The sequence below is a fragment of the Xanthomonas sp. NCPPB 3174 genome (genome assembly GCF_056725205.1).
The window spans coordinates 548,559-572,887 of the sequence record NZ_CM161517.1; the positions used below are offsets into that span (position 1 = coordinate 548,559).

Annotated in this window: 15 protein-coding genes; 10 read left to right on the forward strand and 5 right to left on the reverse strand. The window is 69.2% G+C overall.

Annotated elements, in window-relative coordinates; all coding sequences use genetic code 11:
- Positions 1–65 precede the first annotated feature (65 nt).
- The 4 genes from AC1PK7_RS02535 to AC1PK7_RS02550 all read right to left on the reverse strand — a co-directional run bounded on the left by AC1PK7_RS02535 (position 66) and on the right by AC1PK7_RS02550 (position 4,865).
- Positions 66–563 (reverse strand): hypothetical protein, encoded by a 498-nt coding sequence (locus AC1PK7_RS02535; protein WP_420008764.1) that lies wholly within the window; start codon positions 561–563, stop codon positions 66–68.
- Positions 564–650: 87 nt separating this feature from the next.
- Positions 651–1,946 carry an APC family permease gene (locus AC1PK7_RS02540; protein WP_481099758.1) on the reverse strand — a complete coding sequence of 432 codons (1,296 nt, stop codon included), beginning with the start codon at positions 1,944–1,946 and terminating at the stop codon, positions 651–653.
- Entirely contained in the window at positions 1,943–2,758 is an 816-nt protein-coding gene (locus tag AC1PK7_RS02545) for a L,D-transpeptidase family protein (RefSeq protein ID WP_481099759.1), read from the reverse strand. The genes AC1PK7_RS02540 and AC1PK7_RS02545 overlap by 4 nt, the downstream gene beginning before the upstream one ends.
- Before the next feature lie 1,129 nt (positions 2,759–3,887).
- Positions 3,888–4,865: a LacI family DNA-binding transcriptional regulator gene (locus tag AC1PK7_RS02550; RefSeq protein ID WP_481100827.1), complete on the reverse strand. Its 978-nt coding sequence runs from the start codon at positions 4,863–4,865 to the stop codon at positions 3,888–3,890.
- A gap of 400 nt (positions 4,866–5,265) precedes the next feature.
- Here AC1PK7_RS02550 and AC1PK7_RS02555 point away from each other — a divergent pair, with 400 nt between their 5' ends.
- The 7 genes from AC1PK7_RS02555 (at position 5,266) to AC1PK7_RS02585 (ending at position 17,332) form a co-directional block, all read left to right on the forward strand.
- Positions 5,266–8,403: a TonB-dependent receptor gene (locus AC1PK7_RS02555; RefSeq protein ID WP_481099760.1), complete on the forward strand. Its 3,138-nt coding sequence runs from the start codon at positions 5,266–5,268 to the stop codon at positions 8,401–8,403.
- 93 nt (positions 8,404–8,496) lie between these two features.
- A complete protein-coding gene (locus AC1PK7_RS02560; RefSeq protein ID WP_481099761.1) occupies positions 8,497–9,255 on the forward strand; it encodes a SapC family protein in 759 nt (252 codons plus the stop codon).
- Between the two features lie 2 nt (positions 9,256–9,257).
- Positions 9,258–10,277 (forward strand): cupin-like domain-containing protein, encoded by a 1,020-nt coding sequence (locus tag AC1PK7_RS02565; protein ID WP_481099762.1) that lies wholly within the window; start codon positions 9,258–9,260, stop codon positions 10,275–10,277.
- 13 nt (positions 10,278–10,290) lie between these two features.
- Complete coding sequence (locus AC1PK7_RS02570) at positions 10,291–11,820, forward strand: tryptophan halogenase family protein (RefSeq protein ID WP_481099763.1); 1,530 nt, start codon at positions 10,291–10,293, stop codon at positions 11,818–11,820.
- Positions 11,821–11,844: 24 nt separating this feature from the next.
- Positions 11,845–13,377 carry a xylulokinase gene (gene xylB, locus AC1PK7_RS02575; RefSeq protein WP_481099764.1) on the forward strand — a complete coding sequence of 511 codons (1,533 nt, stop codon included), beginning with the start codon at positions 11,845–11,847 and terminating at the stop codon, positions 13,375–13,377.
- Between the two features lie 44 nt (positions 13,378–13,421).
- Positions 13,422–14,756, forward strand: coding sequence for a xylose isomerase (gene xylA, locus AC1PK7_RS02580; RefSeq protein ID WP_481099765.1), 1,335 nt, complete (start codon positions 13,422–13,424; stop codon positions 14,754–14,756).
- A 56-nt stretch (positions 14,757–14,812) separates the two neighbouring features.
- On the forward strand, positions 14,813–17,332 hold the full coding sequence (locus tag AC1PK7_RS02585; RefSeq protein WP_481100828.1) for a glycoside hydrolase family 3 protein: 2,520 nt from the start codon (positions 14,813–14,815) through the stop codon (positions 17,330–17,332).
- Between the two features lie 14 nt (positions 17,333–17,346).
- On the opposite strand, the gene AC1PK7_RS02590 is transcribed toward AC1PK7_RS02585, so the two are convergent.
- Positions 17,347–18,405 carry a LacI family DNA-binding transcriptional regulator gene (locus AC1PK7_RS02590; protein ID WP_481099766.1) on the reverse strand — a complete coding sequence of 353 codons (1,059 nt, stop codon included), beginning with the start codon at positions 18,403–18,405 and terminating at the stop codon, positions 17,347–17,349.
- A gap of 111 nt (positions 18,406–18,516) precedes the next feature.
- On the opposite strand from AC1PK7_RS02590, the gene AC1PK7_RS02595 reads away from it, so the two are divergent.
- From AC1PK7_RS02595 to AC1PK7_RS02605, 3 genes are read left to right on the forward strand one after another with little or no spacing between them, the layout of a single operon-like run.
- On the forward strand, positions 18,517–20,661 hold the full coding sequence (locus AC1PK7_RS02595) for an alpha-glucuronidase family glycosyl hydrolase (protein WP_481099767.1): 2,145 nt from the start codon (positions 18,517–18,519) through the stop codon (positions 20,659–20,661).
- On the forward strand, positions 20,658–22,634 hold the full coding sequence (locus AC1PK7_RS02600) for a sialate O-acetylesterase (RefSeq protein ID WP_481100829.1): 1,977 nt from the start codon (positions 20,658–20,660) through the stop codon (positions 22,632–22,634). Before AC1PK7_RS02595 ends, AC1PK7_RS02600 begins: the two co-directional genes overlap by 4 nt.
- The gene (locus tag AC1PK7_RS02605) at positions 22,634–24,328 is read left to right on the forward strand and encodes a glycoside hydrolase family 43 protein (RefSeq protein ID WP_481099768.1); all 1,695 of its coding nucleotides are present in this window, start codon (positions 22,634–22,636) and stop codon (positions 24,326–24,328) included. Before AC1PK7_RS02600 ends, AC1PK7_RS02605 begins: the two co-directional genes overlap by 1 nt.
- Position 24,329 lies beyond the last annotated feature (1 nt).

Below are 24,329 nucleotides of genomic sequence, written 5' to 3' on the forward strand. Positions count from 1 at the left end.
TGCGCGCGATATCGCGCCCGGACGAGATCGCAATGCAGGGCTGCCGCGTGCGCCCTGGCGCCGCGTCAGTGCGCAGCCGCCGCTGCCTCGTACGGCAAGGCCGTAGTGCCGGCCGCGCGCAGCGGTGCGTCGGCGGCGTCCAGTTGCTCCGGCTCGCCTTCGATCACCACCAGGATGCGCCCGGCCTCGATTTCCTCCTCGAAGTTGCGCCGCACCGGGTCCGGCACGGTGGAGCCGACCAGCGCCGAGGACCAACTGCCGACCAAGGCGCCGGCAATGGCCATCACGCCGGCACCGGCCAGGGTGATGCCAAGCGGCGGCACCGCGATCGCCGCCAGCCCGGCCAGCAGGCCGGCGGCGCCGCCGCCCAGGGCGCCGCGCGCCGCGGCCGGCACGGTGTCGGTCTTGCCTTCCTTGCGGTCGTCGGGGATGGCGTCCAGTTCGATGTCGCCGCGTGCGACCAGCGACAGGTCGTCGTTGTCGAGACCGGCACTGCGCGCGGCCTGTAGCGCGCGGGTGGCGGTGGGCAGATCCGGAGCGCTGTAGACGCGGCGTCGTTTCATGGCGGGCGGCCCTTGCTGGCGGGTGTCCAGCGTCCGGGCGCTGGAGTTATCCCCGCGTGACCTGCGCGCAAGGCGGCGTGAAGGCGTTCACGCCGCGTCCTTGCGTGGGAACCGATAGAACAGCGCGCCCACCAGCAGCGCCACGCCCGCCGCCGCCAGGTTCTGCCAGCTGGCGCTGAGCAGCAGCGCCAGCGCCAGCAACAGCGCCGCCAGCGGAATCAGCGGCCCACCCGGCAGGCGCAGCGCACCGGGCCGGTCGCGATAGCGCCGTGCCAGCACCAGCACCGCCGCGGCGGTGCCGATGTAGGCGAACAGGCGGGTGACCATCGACAGCAGCGCCAGTTGCACGAACGAGCCGGACAGGGCCAGCGCCAGCGACAGCACGCCTTGCAGCAGGATCGCCGCGGCCGGCGTGCGGAAGCGCGGATGCACCCGCGCCAGGAATGCCGGGCCGTAGCCGTCCTTGGCCAGCGCGAACAGGAAGCGCGGCCCCAGCATCACCGTGTTGCTGGTGGTGCCGAGGATGGAGATGGTGGCGCCGACGGTGAGGATCAGCGCCAGCACCTCGCCGCCGAAACCGCTGGCCGCGTCGGCCAGCGGCGTCGCCGATTGCGCCACGTTAGGTAGCGTGCCCTGCGCCACCACCTGCACCGCGGCGTAGATCAGGGTGACGGTGACGATCATGGTGATCAGCGCGAACGGCACGTCGCGGCGCGGATTGCGGTACTCGCCGGCGGCTGCGGGGATGTTCTCGAACCCGGCGTAGGCGAACAGCAGCAGCAAGGCCGCTTCGCCGAGGTTGCCGACATCGCGCGGGTCCGGGGTCTTGCCCGAGAACGCCCACGACCAGTCCACGTAGAACACGCCGATCGCCACGAACAGCAACAGCGGCACCAGCTTGCCGATCACCAGCGCCACGCCGGTGCGCGCGGCCGACTTCACCCCGATCACGTTGATCGCGGTGAGCAGGCCGAGCGAGGCGACCACGATGGCCAGGCGCGCGCCGCCCCCGGCCGCGGCCGGCCAGAAGCGCACCACCGCATCGGCCAGCCCGTTGCTCAGCGCCGCTGCAGAACTGATCCGGGTCAGCCAGATCATCCAGCCGATCTCGAAGCCGGCGAAGCGGCCGAACGCCTCGCGCGCATACAGATAGCTGCCGCCGGGTTCGTCGAAGTAGCTGGCCGCCTGCGCGTAGCACAGCACCAGCAGCGCCACCGCCACGCCGGCCAGCAGCACCGCCCACAGGCTCAGCGGCCCGAGCAAGGCGGCGGTGGCGGCGGGCAGCAGATAGATGCCGCTGCCGATCACGTCGTTGATCGACAGCCCGACGATCTGCCAACGGCTGACCGCGCGGACCAGTCCGGGTGCGGGCGCCTGGCTCACGAAGCCGGCTCCACGGCCGGCAGCGCCCAGTCGGCCTGCAGGCGCCTGTAGGCGTCGCGCGGCAGCAGCACGAACAGCGGCGCGGCCGACGGCCGCAGCCACGCCAGCAACCGCTGCATGTCGGCCGGCTGCATCGCGGTGCAGCCGGCGGTGGGCGCGCCGGGCGCGCGCCACAGGTGGGCGAAGATGCAGCTGCCGGCGCCGGGCGTGGCCTGCGCGTTGTGCTGGATCACGAAACCTTCGCGGTAGCGCTGATCGCCGTCGTGTTGCAGGTCGAGGCGCATGGGTTCGGTGGACCCGGCCACCGCGGCGCTGCCGACCTTGTCGGCATCGACGATCTGGTTGTACAGCGGCGAGCCGGGCACATCGATGCAGTAGCTGCTCTGCTGCATCGCCTGGTAGGGCATGGCGCTGTCGATGCGCGGCGCATAGCCGAAGGCTTCGCCGATGGTGAACACGCCGGCCGGGCTGCGGCCATCGCCTTCGCGCTTCTGCGGGCCATCCGTCTGCGCCGGATGCAGGCCCAGGCCCCAGGCGCTGCCGTGACTGCCGAGACTCACGTCGAAGGCCTTGCCCTGCGCGCGCCAGCCTTGTGCATCACGCTCGAACGCCTGCAATGTGCCCCGCGGGCTGTCCCAGTCCGGCGCCAGCACCAGGATCAGCTGCTGCGCGCGCTGCACGGCCGGCACGGCGGTGTCGGCGGCCATCCCGGGCGCGGCGATCAGGGCGCACAGCAGGGCCAGGCCGATGCGCCAGGCGCGAGGGCGGCTGGTGTGTAGTGGCGCGGCAGGGGACCGATAGAGCAGAGGCATGGGGATCTCCGGGGCGGCATGGGCGCGAGGGCGCGCCTTGGGTGCAAGGTAGCGCAGTTGCGAGGCGGATGGCGCGCGCTGGTGCGGCGATCTTGTCGACGACTTGGCCGAAGCGGTGGGTGGCGGGGAACTCGGTGTTGGCAGCGCGTCGCTGGCTGTCTGATTTTTTCGATTGCCTGTTTCCGCACCAAGCAAGATGCTCGTTGCCGTTGCCGTTGCCGTTGCCGTTGCCGTTGCCGTTGCCGTTGCCGTTGCCGTTGCCGTTGTCGTTGCCTGTTGCTGTTGCTGTTGCTGTTGCTTGTGCTGTTGCTGTTGCCGTTGTTCTGGCTTTTGACTTACCGGGTTCCCTTCCGAAGCGGCGGCCATCGCGGGAAAAACCCGAAGGGCGGCGCACATGGATGTGCGCCGTCCGCGGCAGGGGCAGGATGCCCCTTCCGCGGATCCCGTCTGGTTCGCGGACCCGGAGCGCGCAGCGCGGAGGGCGCGTAGGCAGGGCGCGCTTTCTTTTGGTTACCTTTTCTTTGCGCGAGCAAAGAAAAGTAACTCGCCCGCAAGGGCGAAAGCCTTTAAAGCCTTTGCTGTTGCTGCTGCCGTTGCTTGAAGTGTGTCTGTCGGACGAGAGGATCTGTAGGAGCGGCTTCAGCCGCGACAGCGAGAATCCATCGTGTCTGTCGCGGCTGAACCCGCTCCTACAATTCAGCGGCCGCCGCCGTAGCAGTAAGTGCAAGAGCAAAGCTTTCGCCTTGCGGCGAGTTACTTTTCTTTGCTTGTGCAAAGAAAAGTAACCAAAAGAAAGCACACCCTGCCTCGCGCCCTCCGCGCTAACGCGCTCCGGGTCCGCGTCCAGCCCGGGGATTCGCGGAAGGGGCATCCTGCCCCTGCCGCGAACGGCGCACGTCCATGTGCGCCGCCCCTTCGGGGTTTTTCCCCGGGCTGGCCGCCGCTTCGGAAGGGAACCCGGTAAGTCAAAAGCCACAGCAAAAGCCACAGCAACAGCAACAGCCACATCCACAGCAACGGCAACGACAACGGCAACGGCAACAGCGTTCGGCGAATGAGCGTTTTACGTACCTGAGACACAGGCGCTGCATCTGCAGCGGCTTCCCGGTCTCTCGCTTATGGCACGAGGCTAGCGAACCAGCGAAGGCCGCAACACCGAATCACGCGCGACCAATCGATGCGGCACCACATGATCGACATAGGCGCGCTGGGCACCAGCCGCCTGCCGGATCTCCCGCAACAACAGATCGATGGCCGCATCGGTCATGTCCGCCACCGGCTGATGGATGGTGGTCAGCTCCGGCCACACCATCGTCGACGCCGAGGTGTCGTCGAATCCCACCACCGACAGATCCTCCGGCACCTTCAGGCGCCGACGATGCGCCACCGACACCACCGCCGAGGCCATGTCGTCGTTGCTCGCGAAAATCGCAGTGGGGCGCGGCTGCAGCGCCAACAGCCGCTCGGCGGCCTCCAGCCCGGCACGATAGGTGAAGTCGCCGGGCTGCACGAGCGCCGCGTCGTAGCCGATGCCCGCATCCGCCAGCGCATCGCGGTAGCCCTGCCAGCGGTGCGCACTGGCGGTCTGGTTCGGGTCGCCGGCGATGTAGCCGATGCGGGTATGACCGTGCGCGATCAGGTGCGACACCATGTCATGGCTCGCACGGCGATCGTCGATGTGCACGCAGGACATCCTGTCGCGGAACCGGCTCGACGCGATGGAGACCACGGGAATGCCGGCCTCGACGAACACGGCGACGATGGCCTTCGATTCGCACAAGGGCGCAGGAAGCAGCACACCCGCCACGCTGCTGCAGAGCGTACGTGCGGCTGCGCGACGCGCGCGCGGGCCCAGTCCGTCCCAGGTGGCGATCACCAGCTGCGCGGCCACGCGCGTGGACCCGCGCAGCGCGCCGACCAGCAGTTCGCGCAGATAGCTGGAACTGGGATTGGTGTAGATCAACGCGATGCAGGTGTGCTGCGCGGCGGCGAGCGCGCTGGCGGCCGGGTTGGGCCGGTAGTCCAGTGCACGCACGCTGCGCATCACCCGTTCGCGTGTGCTCTCGCGCACGCCGGCGTGACCGTGGGTGACGCGCGAGACGGTCATCGGCGAGACGCCGGCATGCGCGGCGACGTCGTCGATGGTGACCGCGTTCCCTCGGCGACGCGCCGTTTTGGGGGTGTTGTTCAAAGAATGCCGTCCTTTGTTGCGACGCATGATGACAAGCGATATCGCCGGTGCGTAGTCTGCGCCGTGACGTGATGGTAGCGCTATCAGTTAGCGACAGCCGGGCCTAGGGGGGCCTTGCCACACGTGGTCTGGCAATCCTGAAACGGAGTTTGAGTCGCAGCGAACGCTCAGCGCGCTGCGATGTTCGGCGTGGAAAACGGGCATCGCCCGTGCGTGCCTCTTGGGGGAGGGGCGATACATCCATCGATCGCATGTCAGAGGGGAGAGTCATGAGTGCTTCTATGTTTCGTCGTATGCCAGACCTGAGGGCTCGTCCATGAGCCGCGCGCTGGCGAAGTTCAAATCCACGGCCATGTTCACGTTCGTCGGCGGCGTGCTGGTCATCAATCCCGCCTTCGCACAGGACGCCGCAACGCCGGCGCCGGAGCCGGCCGCGCAGCAGCAGGCGCAGAGCAGCCCGACGCAACTGGACACCGTCCAGGTCACCGGCCTGCGCAACAGCCTCAGCCAGGCGATGGACATCAAGCGCGACGCCGCGGGCGTGGTGGATGCCATCAGTGCCGAGGACATCGGCAAGTTCCCCGATACCAACCTGGCCGAATCCCTGCAGCGCATCACCGGCATCTCCATCGAGCGGCGCGATGGCGAAGGCGCGCAGGTCACCGCGCGCGGCTTCGGCCCGCAGTTCAACATGGTGACGCTCAACGGGCGGCAGATGCCGGGTGCCGATGCGTTCGGTGCCGCCGGGCAGGTCGCCATTGGCGGCGTCGACGGCGGTACCCGTGCCTTCAACTTCGCCCAGCTCGCCGCCGAGGCGATCAACGGCATCGAGGTCTACAAGACCAGCCAGGCCAACATGCCCAGCGGTGGCATCGGCGCCACCATCAATATCCTGACCGCGCGCCCGTTCGACCACCAGGGCATCGTCGCCAGCGCCGGCGCCAAGGCGGTCTCCGACCGCAGCCAGCCGTTCGACGACGACATCACCCCGGAACTGTCCGGCATCTTCAGCTACACCAATCCGGACAAGACCTTCGGCGTCGGCGTGAGCGCGAGCTACCAGAAGCGCAAGGGCGGCTCGGTGCAGGCCACCGAGAACTACTGGAACGTGCAGCCGTGGACCGGCTCGATGCCCGGCAACCCGACCGTGGTCAATGCGCCGCAGATCGGCGCCCTGTACGCACGTCCGAACGACCTGCGCTATGCGTTCTCCGAGTTCGAACGCGAGCGCGTCAACGGCCAGGCGGTGCTGCAGTTCGCGCCCACCGACAGCCTGACCCTGACCCTGGACTACACCTATTCGACCAACGAGATCACCGAGAATCGTGGCGAGCAGGGCATGTGGTTGCAGAACAGCAACTACACCGACGTGACCTTCGACACCAGCGGTGCGGTGGCCGTGCCGACCTACATCCGCGAGATCGCCGGCACCAAGGATTTCGGCCTCGAGCAGCAGCGCAGCATGCAGAAGTACAAGCTAGGTTCGCTCGGCCTGAATGCGGTGTGGAACGTGACCGACCGGCTCAAGCTGAGCTTCGATGCGCACGACTCGAAGAACGAAAGCCGCCCCAACGATCCGTTGACCGGCGGCGGCTCGCTGTTCATGAGCATCGCCGGCACCAACAACTGCACCACCGGCCCCCACTGCGGCGGATCTTGGGTGCAGGAGCTGAACTTCAACAACGGCCTGCCGATCGGCACCCAGGTCTGGTATCCGAGCGACGCCGCTGCCGCGGCCAACGTCAACGGCGTGGTCAACCCGGGCTTCGTGCCGGGCGAGATCGGCACGCAGGTGCTGCGGGTCAATTCGCAGAGCCAGATCAGCCAGATCAAGCAGGCGCGCGTGGACGGCGAGTGGAGTTTCGACCAGGGCCGCTTCCAGTTCGGCGTGGACACCAACAAGTCGACCACGCACCGCATCCAGGCCGCTGAGGCATATTCCACCCTGGGTGACTGGGGCGTGGCCAATGTCGACCGGGATACCGCCGGCGGCCTGATGAACCTGATGCAGCCGGTCAACATCATCGGCCTGTTCCATGACTACAGCGGCACCAGCTGGCCGGCGTGGCGCGGCGATGCCGGCCGCCTCGCCGAATGGGCGGCCAGCCAGTACGGCGTCGGCCTGGGCGTGAGCCCGCAGCGCGCCGCCGATAACTTCGTGGAGGAGAAAACCCGCTCGGCGTATTTCCAGGTGGAACTGGATGGCGAGCTGGCCGGTCGGCGCACCAATACCCGGTTGGGCGTGCGCTACGAAACCACCGACGTGGTGTCGACCTCGATCATCGCCACGCCTGAGGCGATCGAGTGGCAGTCCAACAACGACTTCCGCGTGGTGCTATCCAACGAGCAGCAACCGTTCAGCGAAAAGACCACGTACAGCTACATCCTGCCCAACCTGGATTTCAGCATCGACCTCACCGACACGCTGAAGGGTCGCGTCTCCTTCGGCAAGAGCATCGCGCGTGCGCCGATCGGCAATCTGTATGCCGGCCCCGGGGCGCAGCAGCCGTTCGGCTCGGTGCTGATCGATCCGTCCTCGCGTGCCAGCGGCACCGCGCAGAACCCGTCGCTGAAGCCGTTGGAATCCGACAACCTCGACCTGGCGCTGGAGTGGTACTTCGCCGACGCGAGCTATCTGTCGGTGACGTACTGGAACAAGTCGGTCAACAACTTCATCGGCAACACCGTGGTGCAGGAAAACCTGTACGGCCTGCGCGATCCGACTTCCGGTCCGGACGCGCGGACGGCGCTGGCGTTCCTCACCAGCGGCGCCTGCCTGGCCCAGGTCGGCCCGGCCAATGCGGCGGCTTGCTCGGCCAACGATACCTCGCTGTTCACCGCGCTGGCCCTGCTGCGCAACAACCCGGCCGGCCTGGCCGCCTACAACGGCACCGGTGCGCAGGTGCTGGCGACCGAAGCGGCCTACGATCTCTACGGCGAGGCCGACGACCCGCTGTACGAGTTCAACGTCAACCGCCCGATCAACCAGAACCAGGCCAAGCTGCACGGCTGGGAGCTCGGCGGGCAGTACTTCCTCGGCGACACCGGGTTCGGCATCCTCGCCAACTACACCATCGTCAAGGGCGACGTCGGCTACGACAACGGTGGCGACCCGGGCATCGACCAGTTCGCGCTCACCGGCCTGAGCGACACCGCCAACGCGGTGCTGATGTACGAGAAGTACGGCTGGTCGGTGCGCCTGGCCTGGAACTGGCGCGACCAGTACCTGATCCTGGCCAACCAGGGCACCAGCCGCAACCCGTACTATGTGGAACCCTACGAACAGTGGGACCTCAGCGTGAACTACACGTTGAACGACAACTGGTCGTTCGGCCTGGAAGCGATCAACCTGACCGGCGAGGACGTGCGCTGGCGCTCGCGTACCTCGCAGATGATCGTGAAGCTGGCCGACCAGAGTCCGCGTTACATGCTGGGCGTTCGCTACAGGTTCTGAGGAAGGCGGGGAGTTTCTCTTCGCGTGCCCACCGACGCCGCTGCGCTCGCGGCGGCGTCCGGTGCAAGGCGTCAACCCGGAGTGCGCAACACGATGCCGCGTTACGAAATGCTCAACAACATCGCCCATCGCGACCTGCGCGTGGCCACCGACTTCGGCCCCGAGTTCGGCGACGCGGTGGGCATGCTGCCGGCCTACCCGAGCGAGTTCGCCGAGTTGCAGCGGGAGTATCCGATCTTCCTGCGCAAAGACCCGGCGGACGGCGCCTGGCAGTCGGTGGCGCTGCTGGGGTTCGAGCAGCACGAGAACCTGTTCCTGCAGGAGCGGCGCTGGACCGCCTCGTACCTGCCCGGGGCGGCGGCCAAGGGGCCGTTCCTGATCGGGTTCCAGGAGCAGCGGATCGATGGCGTGCTCACCCAGGAAGCGGTCCTGCACGTGGACATGGAGCATCCGCGGGTGACGGCGATGCAGGGCGAGCCGGTGTTCCTGCCGCAGGGCGGCAACACGCCCTATCTCGACCACATCGCCACGGTGCTGCGCGGCATCCACGAGGGTAACGCCTTCGGCGCGGACATGTTCGCCGCGCTCGATGCGCACGGACTGATCCAGCCGGTGGCGCTCGACGTGCAACTCGATGCGCAGCATCGGGTCGGCGTCAACGGCTTGCATGCGATCGACCGCGAGCGCCTGGCCCAGCTGGACGGTGCCGCGCTGGCCGCACTCAACCGCGCCGGCTATCTGGAAGGCGCGTACCTGATGCTGGCCTCGCTGCACAACATGCGCCGCCTGATCGCCGAGAAGCAGCGGCGCCTGCGCCTGCACGATGCCGCCGGCGCGGCAGGCAGGAACTGAGCATGCCGGACGGCGGCGCCATGCGGACACTGGAGGGCGTGCAGCCCACGGCGCTGCCGCTGCAGGACCTGGTGGCGGCCGGGGAGCCGGTGGTGCTGCGCGGCATCGCGCGCGATTGGGCGCTGGTGCAGGCCGGGCTGCGCTCCACGCAGGACGCAATGGCCTACCTGCGCGGGTTCGATGCGGGCGTGCCGGTGCCGTATTCCTTCGGCGAACCCGGGATCGAAGGACGCCCGTTCTACAACGCCGAGTTCACCGCATTGAATTTCGAGGTCCGCCGCGGACCGCTCACGCAGGTTCTGGAGGCGATCGCCGCGACCTTCGAGGAGCCGCGGCCGCCCACCTACTATGTCGCGTCGCTGCCGATCGATCGGGCGCTTCCGGGGTTCGCGCAGGCCAACGACGCCGGCCTGGCCGGGCAGGGCATCGATGCGCTGGCGAGCATCTGGATCGGCAACCGCGTGACCGCCTCCTGCCATTTCGACACGCCGGACAACCTGGCCTGCTGTGCCGTGGGCCGGCGCCGCGTCACCCTGTTTCCGCCGGAACAGATCGACAACCTGTATCCGGGGCCGCTGGACCCCACGCCGGGCGGCCAGGTGGTCAGCGTGGTCGATGTCGACCGCCCCGACTTCGCGCGCTATCCGCGCTTCCGCGACGCGCTGGCCAGCGCGCGGCACGCCGAGCTGGAGCCGGGCGATGCCCTGTTCATCCCCAGCATGTGGTGGCACCACGTGCGCAGCCTGGCGCCGTTCAATGTGTTGGTGAACTACTGGTGGCGCAGTGCGCCGGCTTTCCTGCCCTCGCCGCTGACGGCGCTGCAGCATGCGATGTGGGCGCTGCGCGATCTGCCGGCGCGCGAGAAGCAGGCCTGGGCCACGCTCTTCGATTACTACGTGTTCGGCCCCGGCGAGCGCGCAGGGCAGCACCTTCCCGAAGCCGCCCGGGGCGAGCTGGCGCCGTTCGACGAGGCACGGGCGCGCCGGACGCGCGCGCAGTTGCTGGCGCGGCTCAACCGCTGATGGGGATCTTGTCGTGAACCTGGCCAACACCACGGACGGACGCATCCGCAAGGTCGTCATCGCCGGCGGCGGCACCGCTGGCTGGCTTGCCGGCTGCGCGCTGGCCCACCAGTTCCGCGATCGCCTGGACATCACCCTGGTGGAGTCCGAGCAGATCGGCACCGTGGGCGTCGGCGAGTCGACCGTGCCGCCGATCCGCACCTTCCACCGCTTTTTGCAGATCGACGAACAGGAGTTCCTGCGCGCCGTCGCCGGCACGTTCAAGCTGTCGATCTCGTTCGAACATTGGCGCCGCCCCGGCGATCGCTTCATCCATCCGTTCGGCACCATCGGGCAGGGCACCTGGGCCACGCCGTTCCATCATTTCTGGCTGGACAGCCTGCGCCGCGGCATGCCGTCGGAGCTGGGCGATTTCTGCCTGGAAAGCGTTGCCTCGCGTGCGGACAAGTTCTCGCTGGAGACCCAGCCGCAGGTCAACTACGCCTATCACTTCGACGCCGCGCTGTACGCGAAGTTCCTGCGCAAGAAGGCCGAAGGCTACGGCTTGCGCCGGGTGGAAGGGCAGATTCGCGAGGTTCGGCAACACGCGCACGACGGCTCGGTCGCGTCGCTGCTGCTGGAAGACGGGCAAGTGATCGAGGGCGACCTGTTCATCGACTGCACCGGCTTCCGCGGCCTGCTGACCGAGCAGACCCTGCACACCGGCTACGAAGACTGGCGCGACTGGTTGCCCAGCGATCGCGCCGTCGCGGTGCAGACCGAGGCGGTCGCGCCGCCGGTGCCGTATACCCGTGCCATCGCGCACGAGGCCGGGTGGCGTTGGCATATCGCCCTGCAGCACCGGGTCGGCTGCGGGCTGGTGTTCTCCAGTCGGCACATGTCCGACGACGAGGCGCACGCCAAGCTGCTGCGCGACGTCGACGGCCCGCCGCTGCGCGATCCGTGGCTGGTGCCGTTCCGCAGCGGGCGCAGGTTGCAGGCGTGGAACAAGAACGTGGTGGCGCTGGGTCTGGCCAGCGGCTTCATCGAGCCGCTGGAATCGACCAGCATCCACCTGACCATCAGTGCGGTGGTGCGCCTGATCCAGCTATTTCCACACGAGGGCATCAGCCCGGCGCTGGTGGAGCTGTACAACACGGTCAGCCGCCAGGAGATGGAGCACGTGCGCGATTTCATCATCCTGCACTACCACGCCACCCAGCGCGACGAGCCGATGTGGAAAGCCTGCCGCGAGATGGCGCTGCCGGAGTCGCTGGCGATCCGGCTGCGCGCCTGGCGCGAACGGGCGCACGCCTGGCAGGACCCGGGCGAGTTGTTCCGCGTGGATTCCTGGACCAGCGTGTTGCTGGGCCAGGGGATCCAGCCCGGGCCGCCGCATCCGCTGGCCGCGGCCATTGGCGATGCGGATCTGCGCACGCTGCTGACGCGGATCCGGCAGCCGCTGCAGCAGGCCAGCGCGGCGATGCCTTCGCAGGCAGAGTTCATCGAGCGCTACTGCAAGGCGACCGCGGACGTCTGGCAGCGGAGCGTGTCCCTGGCGTAACGGCACACACGCTGCCGTCCAAAAATGATAGCGCTAACGAGAAGGCGGTACGACGTGGAAGAACGGGAACTGGTAGCCGGAATCGATGCGGGAACGCAGAGCCTGAAGGTCGTGGTCTACGACCCGGTCGGGCGCAGCGTCGTGGCCAGCAGCAGTGCGCCGCTGGAGTTGCATTCCGCCGCCGATGGCCGCCGTGAACAACATCCGGCCGACTGGGTCGCGGCCCTGCAGGCCTGCTTCCGGGCCATCGATCCTGCGCTGCGCTCGCGCCTCGCCGCGCTCGCGGTCTCGGGCCAGCAGCATGGGTTCGTGCCGGTCGATGCGGCAGGCGAGGTGCTGGCACCGGCCAAGCTGTGGTGCGACACCAGCACCTCGGCCGAGTGCGTGCAGATCATGGACGCGGTCGGCGGCGCGGCGCGCACCATCGCGCTGGCGGGCAACCCGATCCTGGCCGGCTACACCGCGTCCAAGCTGCCGTGGACCAAGACCCATCGGCCCGACGCCTACGCGCGCCTCGCCACCATTCTGCTGCCGCACGACTACCTCAACTTCGTGCTGACCGGCCAGCGCTTCTGCGAGTACGGCGACGCCTCGGGCACGGGCTGGCTGGACGTGCGCACGCGCACCTGGTCGACCGAGCTGCTGCGCGCCACCGATCCGCAGCGCGACCTGGCGGACTGCCTGCCGCGCCTGGCCGCACCCGATGCCCTGTTCGACATCGACCCGGCCGCGGCCGACTTGCTCGGCGTGCCGGCGACGCTGAAGGTCGCCGTCGGCGGCGGCGACAACATGATGGCGGCCATCGGCACCGGCTGCGTCGTGCCCGGTCGTCTGGCGATGAGCCTGGGCACCTCCGGCACCCTGTTCGCCTACTCCGACACGCCGGTGGTCGACCCGGACGGCGCGTGGGCCGCGTTCTGCTCCTCCACCGGCGGCTGGTTGCCGCTGATCTGCACGATGAACTGCACCGTGGCGACCGAACAGGTCGCCGCCGCGTTCGGCTTCAGCAGCCGCGACGGCGATGCGCACCTGCACGCCACCGCGCCCGGCGCCGACGGATTGGTCATGCTGCCGTTCCTCAACGGCGAGCGCACGCCCGACCTGCCGCTGGGCAAGGGGGTGCTGGCGGGCCTGGACACGCACAACATGACCCCGGCCCACCTCTATCGCGCGGCGATGGAAGGGGCGACGTACAGCCTGAAGTACGGCTTCGACGCCTTCGTGCGTGCCGGCATGCAGTTCGAGCGCATCGTGCTGACCGGCGGCGGTAGCAACAGCGGCGCGTGGCGGCAACTGGTGGCCGATGTGTTCGGCCTGCCGGTGGACGTGCCCACGCAGCCGGAAGGCGCGGCTTTCGGCGCCGCCTTGCAGGCGCTCTGGGCCATCGGCCTGGCACGCGGCGATGCCGCTTCCATCGCCGACATCGCCCAACAGCATGTGGCGGTGGATCCGCAGCTGTCTGCCCGTCCAGATCCGGCGCGCACCCAGGCCTATGCCGCGGCCTATGCGCGCTTCCTGCGCCACCTCGATGCCGTCATGCCGCTGTTCCGCGGTTGATCCTCCGTTTCGCACTGCCTCCCACCACGACAGGAATCCGCACCATGCACACCCAGCCCTTCATTGGCGCCAAGGAATACTTCCCCGGCATCGGCCGCATCCCCTTCGAGGGCCGTGGCTCGGATAACCCGCTGGCCTTCAAGGTCTATGACGCCAACAAGGTCGTCGGCGGCAAGACCATGCAGGACCATCTGCGCTTCGCGGTCTGCTACTGGCACACCTTCTGCAACGCCGGGCAGGATCCGTTCGGCCCGGGCACGCGCCACTTCCCCTGGGAGGTCGGTGCGCCGCTGGCCAGCGCCGAGGCGAAAGTGGATGCGGCGTTCGAGTTCTTCACCAAGCTCGGCGTGCCGTACTGGTGCTTCCACGACATCGACCTGGCGCCGGACGCCGACGATGCCGGCCAGTACGAGAAGAACCTCAAGCACATGGTCGGCCTGGCCAAGGCGCGCCAGGATGCGACCGGCATGAAACTGCTGTGGGGCACGGCGAATCTGTTCTCGCATCCGCGCTACATGAACGGTGCCGCGACCAATCCCGATTTCGCCGTGGTGGCGCGCGCCGCGGTGCAGGTGAAGGCGGCGCTTGAGGCGACGGTGGAGCTGGGCGGCGAGCATTACGTGTTCTGGGGCGGCCGCGAAGGCTATGCCTCGCTGGTCAACACGCAGATGAAGCGCGAACTCGAGCACTTCGCGCGCTTCCTCACCATGGCGCGCGACTACGGCCGCAGCATCGGCCTGAAGGGCAACTTCCTGATCGAGCCCAAGCCGATGGAGCCGATGAAGCACCAGTACGACTTCGACAGCGCGACGGTGGCGGGCTTCCTGAAGGCGCACGGCCTGGACAAGGACTTCAAGCTCAACATCGAGGCCAACCACGCCACGCTGTCCGGCCATACCTTCGAACACGACCTGCAGGTGGCCTCCGACCACGGCCTGCTGGGCAGCATCGACGCCAACCGCGGCAATGCGCAGAACGGCTGGGATACCGACCAGTTCCCCACCGACCTGTACGACACCGTCGGCGCCATGCTGGTGGTGCTGCGCCAGGGCGGCCTGGAAGGCGGCCTGAACTTCGACGCCAAGGTGCGCCGCGAGTCCACCGAGCTGGAGGACCTGTTCATTGCCCACATCGGCGGCATGGATGCCTTCGCTCGTGGTCTGGAAGTGGCCCATGCGCTGCTCACCGACTCGCCCTGGGAACAGTGGCGCCAGGAGCGCTATGCCAGCTTCGACAGCGGCGCCGGCCAGGACTTCGCGCGCGGCGCGCTCGGCCTCGCCGAACTCGCCGCATTGGGCGCGAAGGGCGGCGAGCCGCGGCAGATCAGCGGCCGCCAGGAGCGCTACGAGAACCTGATCAACCAGTACCTGCTGCGCTGAGCGCGGCGGCAAGGAGCAGCGCCGTGACCGACACCGATTCCACCCGCCACAGCGGCATGTTGCTGGCCGCGCTGTTGCTCGCGCTTGCCGTGTGCAAGGGCGACGTCCAGGCCGCAGCGCCCGCCCGCGCGGAGGCCAGCCCCTGGCCCAGCGTGCGCTGGCCGCTGCCCGAGGATCCCGCGCTGGAACAGCGCCTCACCGACCTGATCGCCACCATGACGGTGGAGGAAAAGGTCGGCCAGTTGGTGCAGGGCGATATCGGCAGCCTCACCCCGGAGGACGTGCGCAAATATCGCCTGGGGTCGATCCTGGCCGGCGGCAACTCCGATCCCGGCGGCCGCTACGACGCCGCGCCGGCCGAATGGCTGGCGCTGGCCGATGCGTTCTATGCGGCGTCGATGGATACGTCGCAGGGCGGCAAGGCGATTCCGGTGCTGTTCGGCATCGATGCCGTGCACGGACAGAGCAACATCGTCGGCGCCACGCTGTTCCCGCACAACATCGGCCTGGGCGCGACCCGCAATCCGGCGCTGCTGCACCGGATCGGCGAAATCACCGCACTGGAAACGCGCGCCACCGGCATGGAGTGGACCTTCGCGCCGACCGTGGCGGTGCCGCAGGACGACCGCTGGGGGCGTACCTACGAGGGCTATTCCGAATCGCCCGCGGTGGTGGCCAGCTACGCCGGTGCGATGGTCGAGGGACTGCAGGGCAAGGTGGGAACGCCGGCGTTCCTCGATGGCCGCCATGTGATCGCCTCGGTCAAGCACTTCCTGGGCGACGGCGGCACCACCGACGGACGGGACCAGGGCGACACCAAAATCGGCGAAGCCGAGCTGGTGCGCATCCACGCCGCGGGCTATCCCCCGGCCATCGCCGCCGGTGCGCAGACCGCGATGGCCTCGTTCAACAGCGTCAACGGCGAAAAGATGCACGGCCACAAGACCTACCTGACCGATGCGCTGAAGGGACGCATGCACTTCGGCGGCTTCGTGGTCGGCGACTGGAACGGCCATGGGCAGGTCAAGGGCTGCACGCCCACCGACTGCCCGGCCACCATCAACGCCGGCCTGGACATGGCCATGGCCTCGGACAGTTGGAAGGGCTTCTACACCACCACGCTGGCGGCGGCGAAGAACGGCACCATCTCGCAACAGCGCCTGGACGATGCGGTGCGCCGGATCCTGCGGGTCAAGATGCGGCTGGGCCTGTTCGAGGCGGGCAAGCCGTCGGCGCGCGCGGTCGGTGGGCAGTTCGCGCTGATCGGCGCACCGGCGCATCGGGCGGTGGCACGGCAGGCGGTGCGCGAGTCGCTGGTGCTGCTGAAGAACCAGGGCGGTCTGCTGCCGCTGTCGCCGAAGCAACGCATCCTCGTGGCCGGCGACGGCGCCAACGACGTCGGCAAGCAGGCCGGCGGCTGGACGCTGAACTGGCAGGGCACCGGCACCACCCACAAGGACTTCCCGAATGCGGACACCATCTACGAGGGGTTCGCGCAGCAGGCCAAGGCCGCCGGCGGCGAGGCCGTGCTTTCGGTCGACGGCAAGTACACGACGAAGCCGGACGTGGCCGTTGTGGTGTTCGGAGAGAACCCGTATGCGGAGTTCCAGGGCGATCGGCCGACCCTGGCCTACAAGCCGGGCGACGACACCGACCTGGCGCTGATCAAGCGGTTCACGGCCGACGGCATTCCCGTGGTCGCGGTGTTCCTCAGCGGGCGCCCGCTATGGGTCAACCGCGAACTCAACGCCGCCGATGCCTTCGTGGCGGCGTGGCTGCCCGGCTCGGAAGGTGCGGGTATCGCCGACGTGTTGCTGCGCACCGCGCAGGGCGGCGTGCAGCACGACTTCAAGGGCACGCTGAGCTTCAGTTGGCCGCGCACGGCCACGCAATACGCCAACAACGTGGGGCAACAGGGCTACGACCCGCTGTTCGCCTTCGGCTACGGCCTGCGCTATGCCGACAACGGCAACCTGGCCAGGTTGCCGGAAGTCTCCGGCCTCACCGGAAACGAAGGTGCGGCCGGCGTGTTCTTCGCCCGCGGCGCGGCCGGCCCGGGCATGGCCTTGCGCCTGGAAGGGGCCAATGGACAGGGCGTGACCGTCACCCGCGTGCCGGAATCGCTCGACGGCGCGCTGTTGAACGTCACCGGCGTCGATCACCTGGCGCAGGAAGACGGCCGCCGCCTCGCCTGGTCGGGCGGGCGCGAGGCGGTGGTCGCGCTGCAGTCGCATACGCCGCTGGACCTGCAGCGCGAAAGCAACGGCGACCTGATGCTGGTGACCACGCTGCGGGTGGATGCCGCACCGCGCGGCGAGGCGTGGCTGGCGGTCGGCTGCGGCAGCGGCTGCACCGCGCGCGTGGCGATCGGGGAGACGCTGACCGCCCTGCCGGTGGGCCAATGGACGCGCGTGGGCGTGCCGCTCAAGTGCCTGGCGGCGGCCGGCGCGGATCTGGGCAAGCTGGATCGCCCCTGGGCATTGGCGACGGCGGGCACCATGACGCTGTCGGTGTCGCGGGTTGCGCTCGGCGCGCTCAACGAAGCGGAGACCACCGTCGCATGCCCGAGCGCATGAGCCTGCGTCCTGCGCTAGCGCCCCTCGGGCGGGCCGGCGACCGAACCGCGCAGCACCAGCCGGTGCGGGACCACGTGGTCGCTGGACACGCGCGCGTCGTCGCGCTTGCGGCGGATGCTGCGCAGCAGGATGTCGATGGCGGCGTCGGCCATCGAGGCGATCGGTTGGTGGATGGTGGTCAGCTCCGGCCAGACGGTGGTGGCGGCCGAGGTGTCGTCGAAGCCCACCACCGACAGGTCGCGCGGCACCTCCAGGCCGCGCCGGTGCGCGACCGAGATCGCCGCCGCGCCCATGTCGTCGTTGCTGGCGAAGATCGCGGTCGGTGGCCGTCGCTGCGACAGCAGTTTCTCGGCGGCGGCCAGCCCCGAGCGATACGTGTAGTCCCCCTGCTGGACCAGGCCGGGCTCGATCTTCAGCCCGGCCTCCTGCAGGGCGGTGACGAAGCCCTCGTAGCGCCGCGCGCTGGCGCTGAGATCCTGGCGGCCGCGGATGAAGCCGATGCGCCGATGGCCCTGGCCGATCAGGTGTTCGGCCATCTCCTTGCCCGCGTGGAAGTCATCGATGCGCACGCAGGAGATCGCGTCGCTGAGGCGACCTGCGGCGATCGCGACCACCGGGATGCCGGCCTTGACCAGTTCGGTCACCGCCGCCTGCGACTCGCACAACGGCGGCGGCAGGATCACGCCGTCCACGCGCCCGGCCAGGGCGCGCGCGGCCTTGCGCTCGGCGTCGGCGTCCAGGTCTTCCCAGTAGTGGATGACCAACTGGATGGCGGCGTTGGACGCGACGCGCAGCAGGCCGACCAGCAGTTCGCGCAGGTAGGCGCCGCTGGGATTGGTGTAGATCAGGGCGATGCGCGTGTGCTGCGCGGCGGCCAGCGAACTGGCCGCCAGGTTGGGCGTATAGCCCAGCTCGCGCACCGCGCGCATCACGCGCTCGCGCGTGGCATCGCGCACCTTGCCCTGGTTGATCGCGCGCGAGACGGTCATCGGCGAGACGCCGGCCAGGGCCGCCACCTCGTCGATCGTCACCCCGCTGGTCTTGCGGCGGACCGCTTTCTTCGGCTTGTCCAAAACGCGTTCCCTTTCTTTTTGCTGACGCTGCCGCGCCGCGGGCACGCCCGCAGCTTACAAGGTTTGCTGGCGCTGCTCGGTGGGCGTTTGCATGTCATTCGGTGTCACTGGATGGCGTGTGCTGCCATCGCGCTGATGGCCTGCGCGGGCGTCGCGCGTGCCGAGGATGGCGCCGCGCTGTGGCTGCGTTATCTGCCGTCGCAAGGCGCCGCGCGCACGACGGACGTGCGCTTGCGCCTGGATGAAGTGGTGGCGCCGGAGCAGAGCCCGACGCAGCGTGTGGCGCGCGACGAGCTGGTGCGTGGCCTTACCGGCCTGTTCGGACGCGCGCCGGCGATGCGGGCCGCGGCGACCGGCGACCACGCCGTCGTACTGGGCACGCCACAGTCGTCGCCAGCGCTTGCGCCATTTCGCGAGGAGATCGCGGCGCTGGGCGAGGAGGGCTACCTGCTCAAGCGCACGCGCATCGACGGGCACTCCGTGCTGCTGGTGGGCGCACGCCGCGATATCGGCGTGCTGTATGGGGTGTTCCATCTGCTGCGCCTGCTGCAGACAGGCGCATCGCTCGACGCGCTCGATGTGCGCGAGTCGCCACGGATCCGGCTGCGCGTGCTCGACCATTGGGACGACCTGGACGGCCATGTCGAGCGCGGCTATGCCGGCCGCTCGTTGTGGGACTGGCAGAGCCTGCCGGAGTGGCGCGACCCGCGTTACACCGACTACGCACGCGCCAACGCCTCGGTCGGCATCAACGGCACGGTGCTGAACAATGTCAACGCCAATGCGCAGAGCCTGGCGCCGGCCTACCTCGACAAGGCGGCGGCGCTGGCAGAGGTGTTCCGGCCCTACGGCATCCGCGTGTACCTGAGCGCACGCTTCAGCGCGCCCATCGAACTGGGCGGGTTGAAGACCGCCGATCCGCACGATCCGGCCGTGCAGCGCTGGTGGCGCGACAAGGCCGCCGAGATCTACGCGCGCATTCCCGATTTCGGCGGTTTCCTGGTCAAGGCCAATTCCGAAGGGCAGCCCGGCCCGCAGGACTATGGCCGCTCGCACGCCGACGGCGCCAATCTGCTGGCCGATGCGCTGGCGCCGCACGGCGGCGTGGTGATGTGGCGGGCCTTTGTCTACGCCCACGACGTGCCGGTGGACCGTGCCATGCAGGCGTACACCGAGTTCGTCGGCCTCGACGGTGCCTTCCGCCCGAACGTGATCGTGCAGGTCAAGAACGGGCCCATCGACTTCCAGCCGCGCGAGCCCTTCCATCCGCTGTTCGGCGCCATGCCACGCACGCCGCTGATGCTGGAGGTGCAGATCACCAAGGAGTATCTCGGCTTCGCCACGCACCTGGTGTACCTGGGGCCGCTGTACGAAGAAGTGCTGCAGGCCGACACCCACGCGCGCGGCGCGGGCTCCACGGTGGCGGACGTGGTGGATGGCACATTGGAGGGCCATGCCCTGACCGGCATCGCCGGCGTCGCCAACATCGGCAATGACCGCACCTGGAGCGGCTCGCACTTCGACCAGGCCAACTGGTATGCCTTCGGCCGCCTGGCCTGGAATCCGCACCAATCCGCCCGCGCCATCGCCGAGGACTGGGCGGCGATGACGTTCTCGCCGGCGCCCGAGGTGGTGCAGCCCATCGTGGGGATGATGATGGGCTCGCGCGAGGCCGCGGTGAACTACATGACCCCGCTGGGCCTGCACCATCTGATGGCGCGCGGCCACCACTACGGCCCCGGCCCCTGGGTGGACGGCGGCCCGCGCGCGGACTGGACGGCGGTGTATTACCACCGCGCCGACCGCGATGGCATCGGCTTCGATCGCACTGCGCATGGCAGCAATGCGGTGAGCCAGTACGCGCCCGAGGTGGCGGCCGTGTATGGCGATCCGGCGCGGGTGCCCGAGTCGCTGCTGTTGTGGTTCCACCATGTTCCGTGGGACCACCGCATGGCCTCCGGACGACCGTTGTGGGACGAACTGGTCGGCCGCTATACGCAAGGCGTGCGCCAGGTGCGGACCATGCAGGCCACCTGGGATGGGCTGCGCGGCAAGGTGGACGCCGAGCGGCATGCGCAGGTGGCAGCGTTCTTGCGCATCCAGTTGCGCGAGGCGCAGTGGTGGCGCGATGCCAGCGTGGCGTATTTCCAGTCGGTGAGCGGACGGCCGTTGCCTGCAGGCGAAGCGCCGCCGCCGCATCCGTTGGCCTGGTATCAGGCCCTGCAGTTTCCCTCCGCACCTGGAGATGGACGATGAAGCCGACAACGTGGACGGGCTGGTTGCTGGCGGCGGCCTTGGGGTGCAGCGCCACGCCAGGGATGGCGCAGGACGCGGCGCCGCTCTTGCATGCGCTGTTCCAGGATCACGCTGTGCTGCAGCGCGACCGGCCGATGCCGGTGTGGGGGAACGCCGCGCCGGGCGCCACGGTGTCGGTGACCTTCGCCCGGCAGACCGTCAGCGCACGCGCCGATGCCGGCGGCCACTGGCGTGCCACGCTCAAGCCGGTCGCCGCGGGCGGTCCTTACGAGATGACGGTGCGCGCGGGACAGGCGCGCCAGGTCGTGCGCGATGTGCTGGTGGGCGATGTGTGGCTGTGTTCCGGGCAGTCGAACATGGAGCTGCCGGTGTGGCGCGCGCTGGATGCGAGCCGCGAACTGGCCGCGGCCGCTGAGCCCAATATCCGTCTGTTCACCGTGCCCAAGGCCGCGGCGGTCGCGCCGCAGGATGCGTTCGCCGCTGCGGTCGCGTGGCGACCCGCGGCGGCGGACACGGTGCGGGAGTTTTCGGCCGCGTGCTTCTACTTCGCGCGGGAGCTGCAGAAGACGGTCAAGGTGCCGATGGGGCTGATCCAGGCGGCCTGGGGCGGTGCGCGGATCGAGGCCTGGACCAGCGCCGACGCCCTGCGTGCACAGGGCGGCATGGACGAGGCGCTGGACGTTCTGGCGCTGTCTGCCACCGATCCCATCGCGGCGAGCGCGCGCTGGGGCCGGCATTGGCAGCAGTGGTGGACCACGCGCGCCGGTGCCAGGCCGGGCGATACGCCCTGGCAGCCCGGCATTGGCGGCACCGGATGGCAGGACGCGCCGGAGGCGCTCGGCGCATGGGAGCGCTGGGGCGTGCCGGCGCTGGCCGACTACAACGGCATGGTCTGGTATCGCACGCAGGTCACCCTGAGCGCCGCGCAAGCGGCGCAGGGCGCACGGCTGGTGCTGGGGCCGGTCGACGAAGCCGACGTAACCTGGGTGAACGGCGTGGCCGTGGGCAGCCAGAACGCGCCGAGCGATCCACGCCGGTACGCGCTTGCGCCCGGCCTGTTGAGGGCGGGCACCAACACGGTGGTCGTCAACGTGCTGGATACCTACGGCGAAGGCGGACTGGCAGGCCCCGCCGGTGCGCATGCCGTCGAATTGGCCGATGGCACGCGCATCGTCCTGGATCGGCATTGGCAGTACCGCATTGCGCCCGATCCGCAGTCACCGCCGCTGGCGCCGTGGCATGCGGCCTCCGGTATGTCGACGCTGTACAACGGCATGATCGCGCCGCTGGGACGTTACGGGCTGCGCGGCATGTTGTGGTACCAGGGCGAATCCAACACCGGCGAGGGCACGGCTTATGCGACGCGGCTGCGCGGCTTGCGCGACGACTGGCGCCGGCAGTTCGGCGCAAAGATGCCGTTGCTGGTGGTGCAGCTCGCCGGCTATGGCCTGCCGCCGCAGGCCCCGGTGGAGAGCGGCTGGGCGCAGGTGCGCGAGGCGCAGCGCCGCGTGGCCGCGGAAGACCCGTACAGCGGCATCGCGGTGGCCATCGACATCGGTGATGCCTACGACATCCATCCGCCGAACAAGCAGGAACTGGGACGACGCCTGGCACAGGTGGCGCGCCACGTGGTCTATGGCGAACGCGCACTGGCACCATCCGGTCCGACGCCACGCACGGCGTCGCGCGCGCAGGGCGCAGTGCGGATCGCGTTCGACGATGTCGCCGGCCGCCTGGTCACGACCGGCGCCAACGGCCCCATCGGCTTCGAACTCTGCGATGCGCAGGCGCAGCGCTGTACCTATGCCGACGCCGCGCTGGAGGGGCGCGACGTGGTGCTGCGCAGCCCGCAGGCCGCCTCCGCCATGCGCGTGCGCTACTGCTGGGCTGATGGCCCGGTCTGCACGTTGCGCGACAGTGCCGGCGCGCCGGCAGGGCCGTTCGAACTGGCACTTTCTGCAGAGGTTCCCTGATGCGTGCGCTGATCGCCACGGCCTTGCTGCTGCTGTCCGCGGCGTTGCAGCCGCTGTGGGCCGCGCCCGCACCGCCGGTCTATTTCGACTGGTTCGACTACGCCGGGCGCGACGCAGCCTTCGAGGCGCCGTTGCCGGCCGGGCATTACCGCAACCCGATCCTGGCCGGTTTTCACGCCGACCCGAGCATCGTCCGCGCGAACGGGCGGTTCTATCTGGTCAATTCCAGCTTCACCTACTTCCCGGGCATTCCGGTGTTCGAGAGCGTCGACCTGGTGCACTGGAAACAGATCGGCAACGTGATCGAGCGGCCGACGCAACTGGATTTCGATGGCCTGAGCGTGTCGCGCGGCATCTTCGCGCCGGCCATTTCCTACCACGACGGCGTGTTCTACGTGGTCACCACCGCCGTGGACAGCGGCGGCAACTTCATCGCCACCGCGCGCGATCCCGCTGGCCCCTGGTCGGACCCGCACTGGCTACCGAGCATCGGCGGCATCGATCCGTCGCTGTTCTTCGATGAAGACGGCCGCGTCTACCTGCTCAACAACGACGCGCCGCCCGGCCCGGCGCGCTACGACGGCCACCGCGCGATCTGGATGCAGCAACTCGACCTGGCGACCTTCACCCCGGTCGGGCCGCGCAAGGTGCTGATCGACGGCGGCGTCGAGCCGGCAAAGAATCCGATCTGGATCGAGGGGCCGCACCTGTATCGACGCGACGGCTGGTACTACCTGTCCGATGCCGAGGGCGGCACCGGGCCGCAGCACTCGCAGGTGGTACTGCGCAGCCGCGACGTGTGGGGGCCTTACCAGCCGTACGCGGGCAATCCCATCCTCACCCAGCGCGACCTGCCCGACGCTCGGCCGCTGCCGATCGCCAATGCCGGGCATGCGGACCTGGTGGAAGGGCCCGACGGTTCCTGGTGGGCGGTGTTCCTGGCTAGCCGTACCTACGACGTGCGCCACTACAACACCGGGCGCGAGACCTACCTGCTGCCGGTGCAGTGGCGCGACGGCTGGCCGGTGATCCTGCCGGCCGGGCAGGCCATCCCGTATGCGGTCAAGGCGCCGTCGTGGATGCAGGGCGAGGCGTCGCAGGCGCCATCCACCGGCAACTTCGCCGAGCGCGACGATTTCGACGCACCGACGCTCGGCAATGCCTGGTTGCGCGTGCGCGTGCCCAGGCAGGACTGGGCGGACCTGCGCACGCATCCGGGCAGCCTGGCCGTGCATCCGCTGCCGGAGAACCTGGACACCTTGCGCAACCCCGCGTTCCTGGGGCGCCGCCAGCAGCACCTGCGGTTCGAGGCCAGCACCGCGCTGACCCGGCCGGCGGCGGGCGTGGCCGCAGGGCTGGCGGCGTTCCAGAACGAGGACTGGTGGTACTTCCTCGGCGTGCGCAGTCTCGGCCGCGATCGCGTGGTGGTGTTTCTCGAAGCGCGCGGGGGCAAGGGCGCGACCAGGATCGTTGCCAGCCGCGAAGTGGACGCGTCCACGTCGCTGCGTCTGAAGATCGCCGGCGACAACGGCACGTATGCGTTCGCGTTCGACACCGGCGCAGGGCAAGGCTGGCAGACCCTCGCCGACGACGTCGACGGGACGGTGTTGAGTACGGATCGTGCGGGCGGCTTCGTGGGCGCCCTGCTCGGTCCCTTCGCGCGCGACGAGCGCGCCCCCAGGAGCAAACGATGAT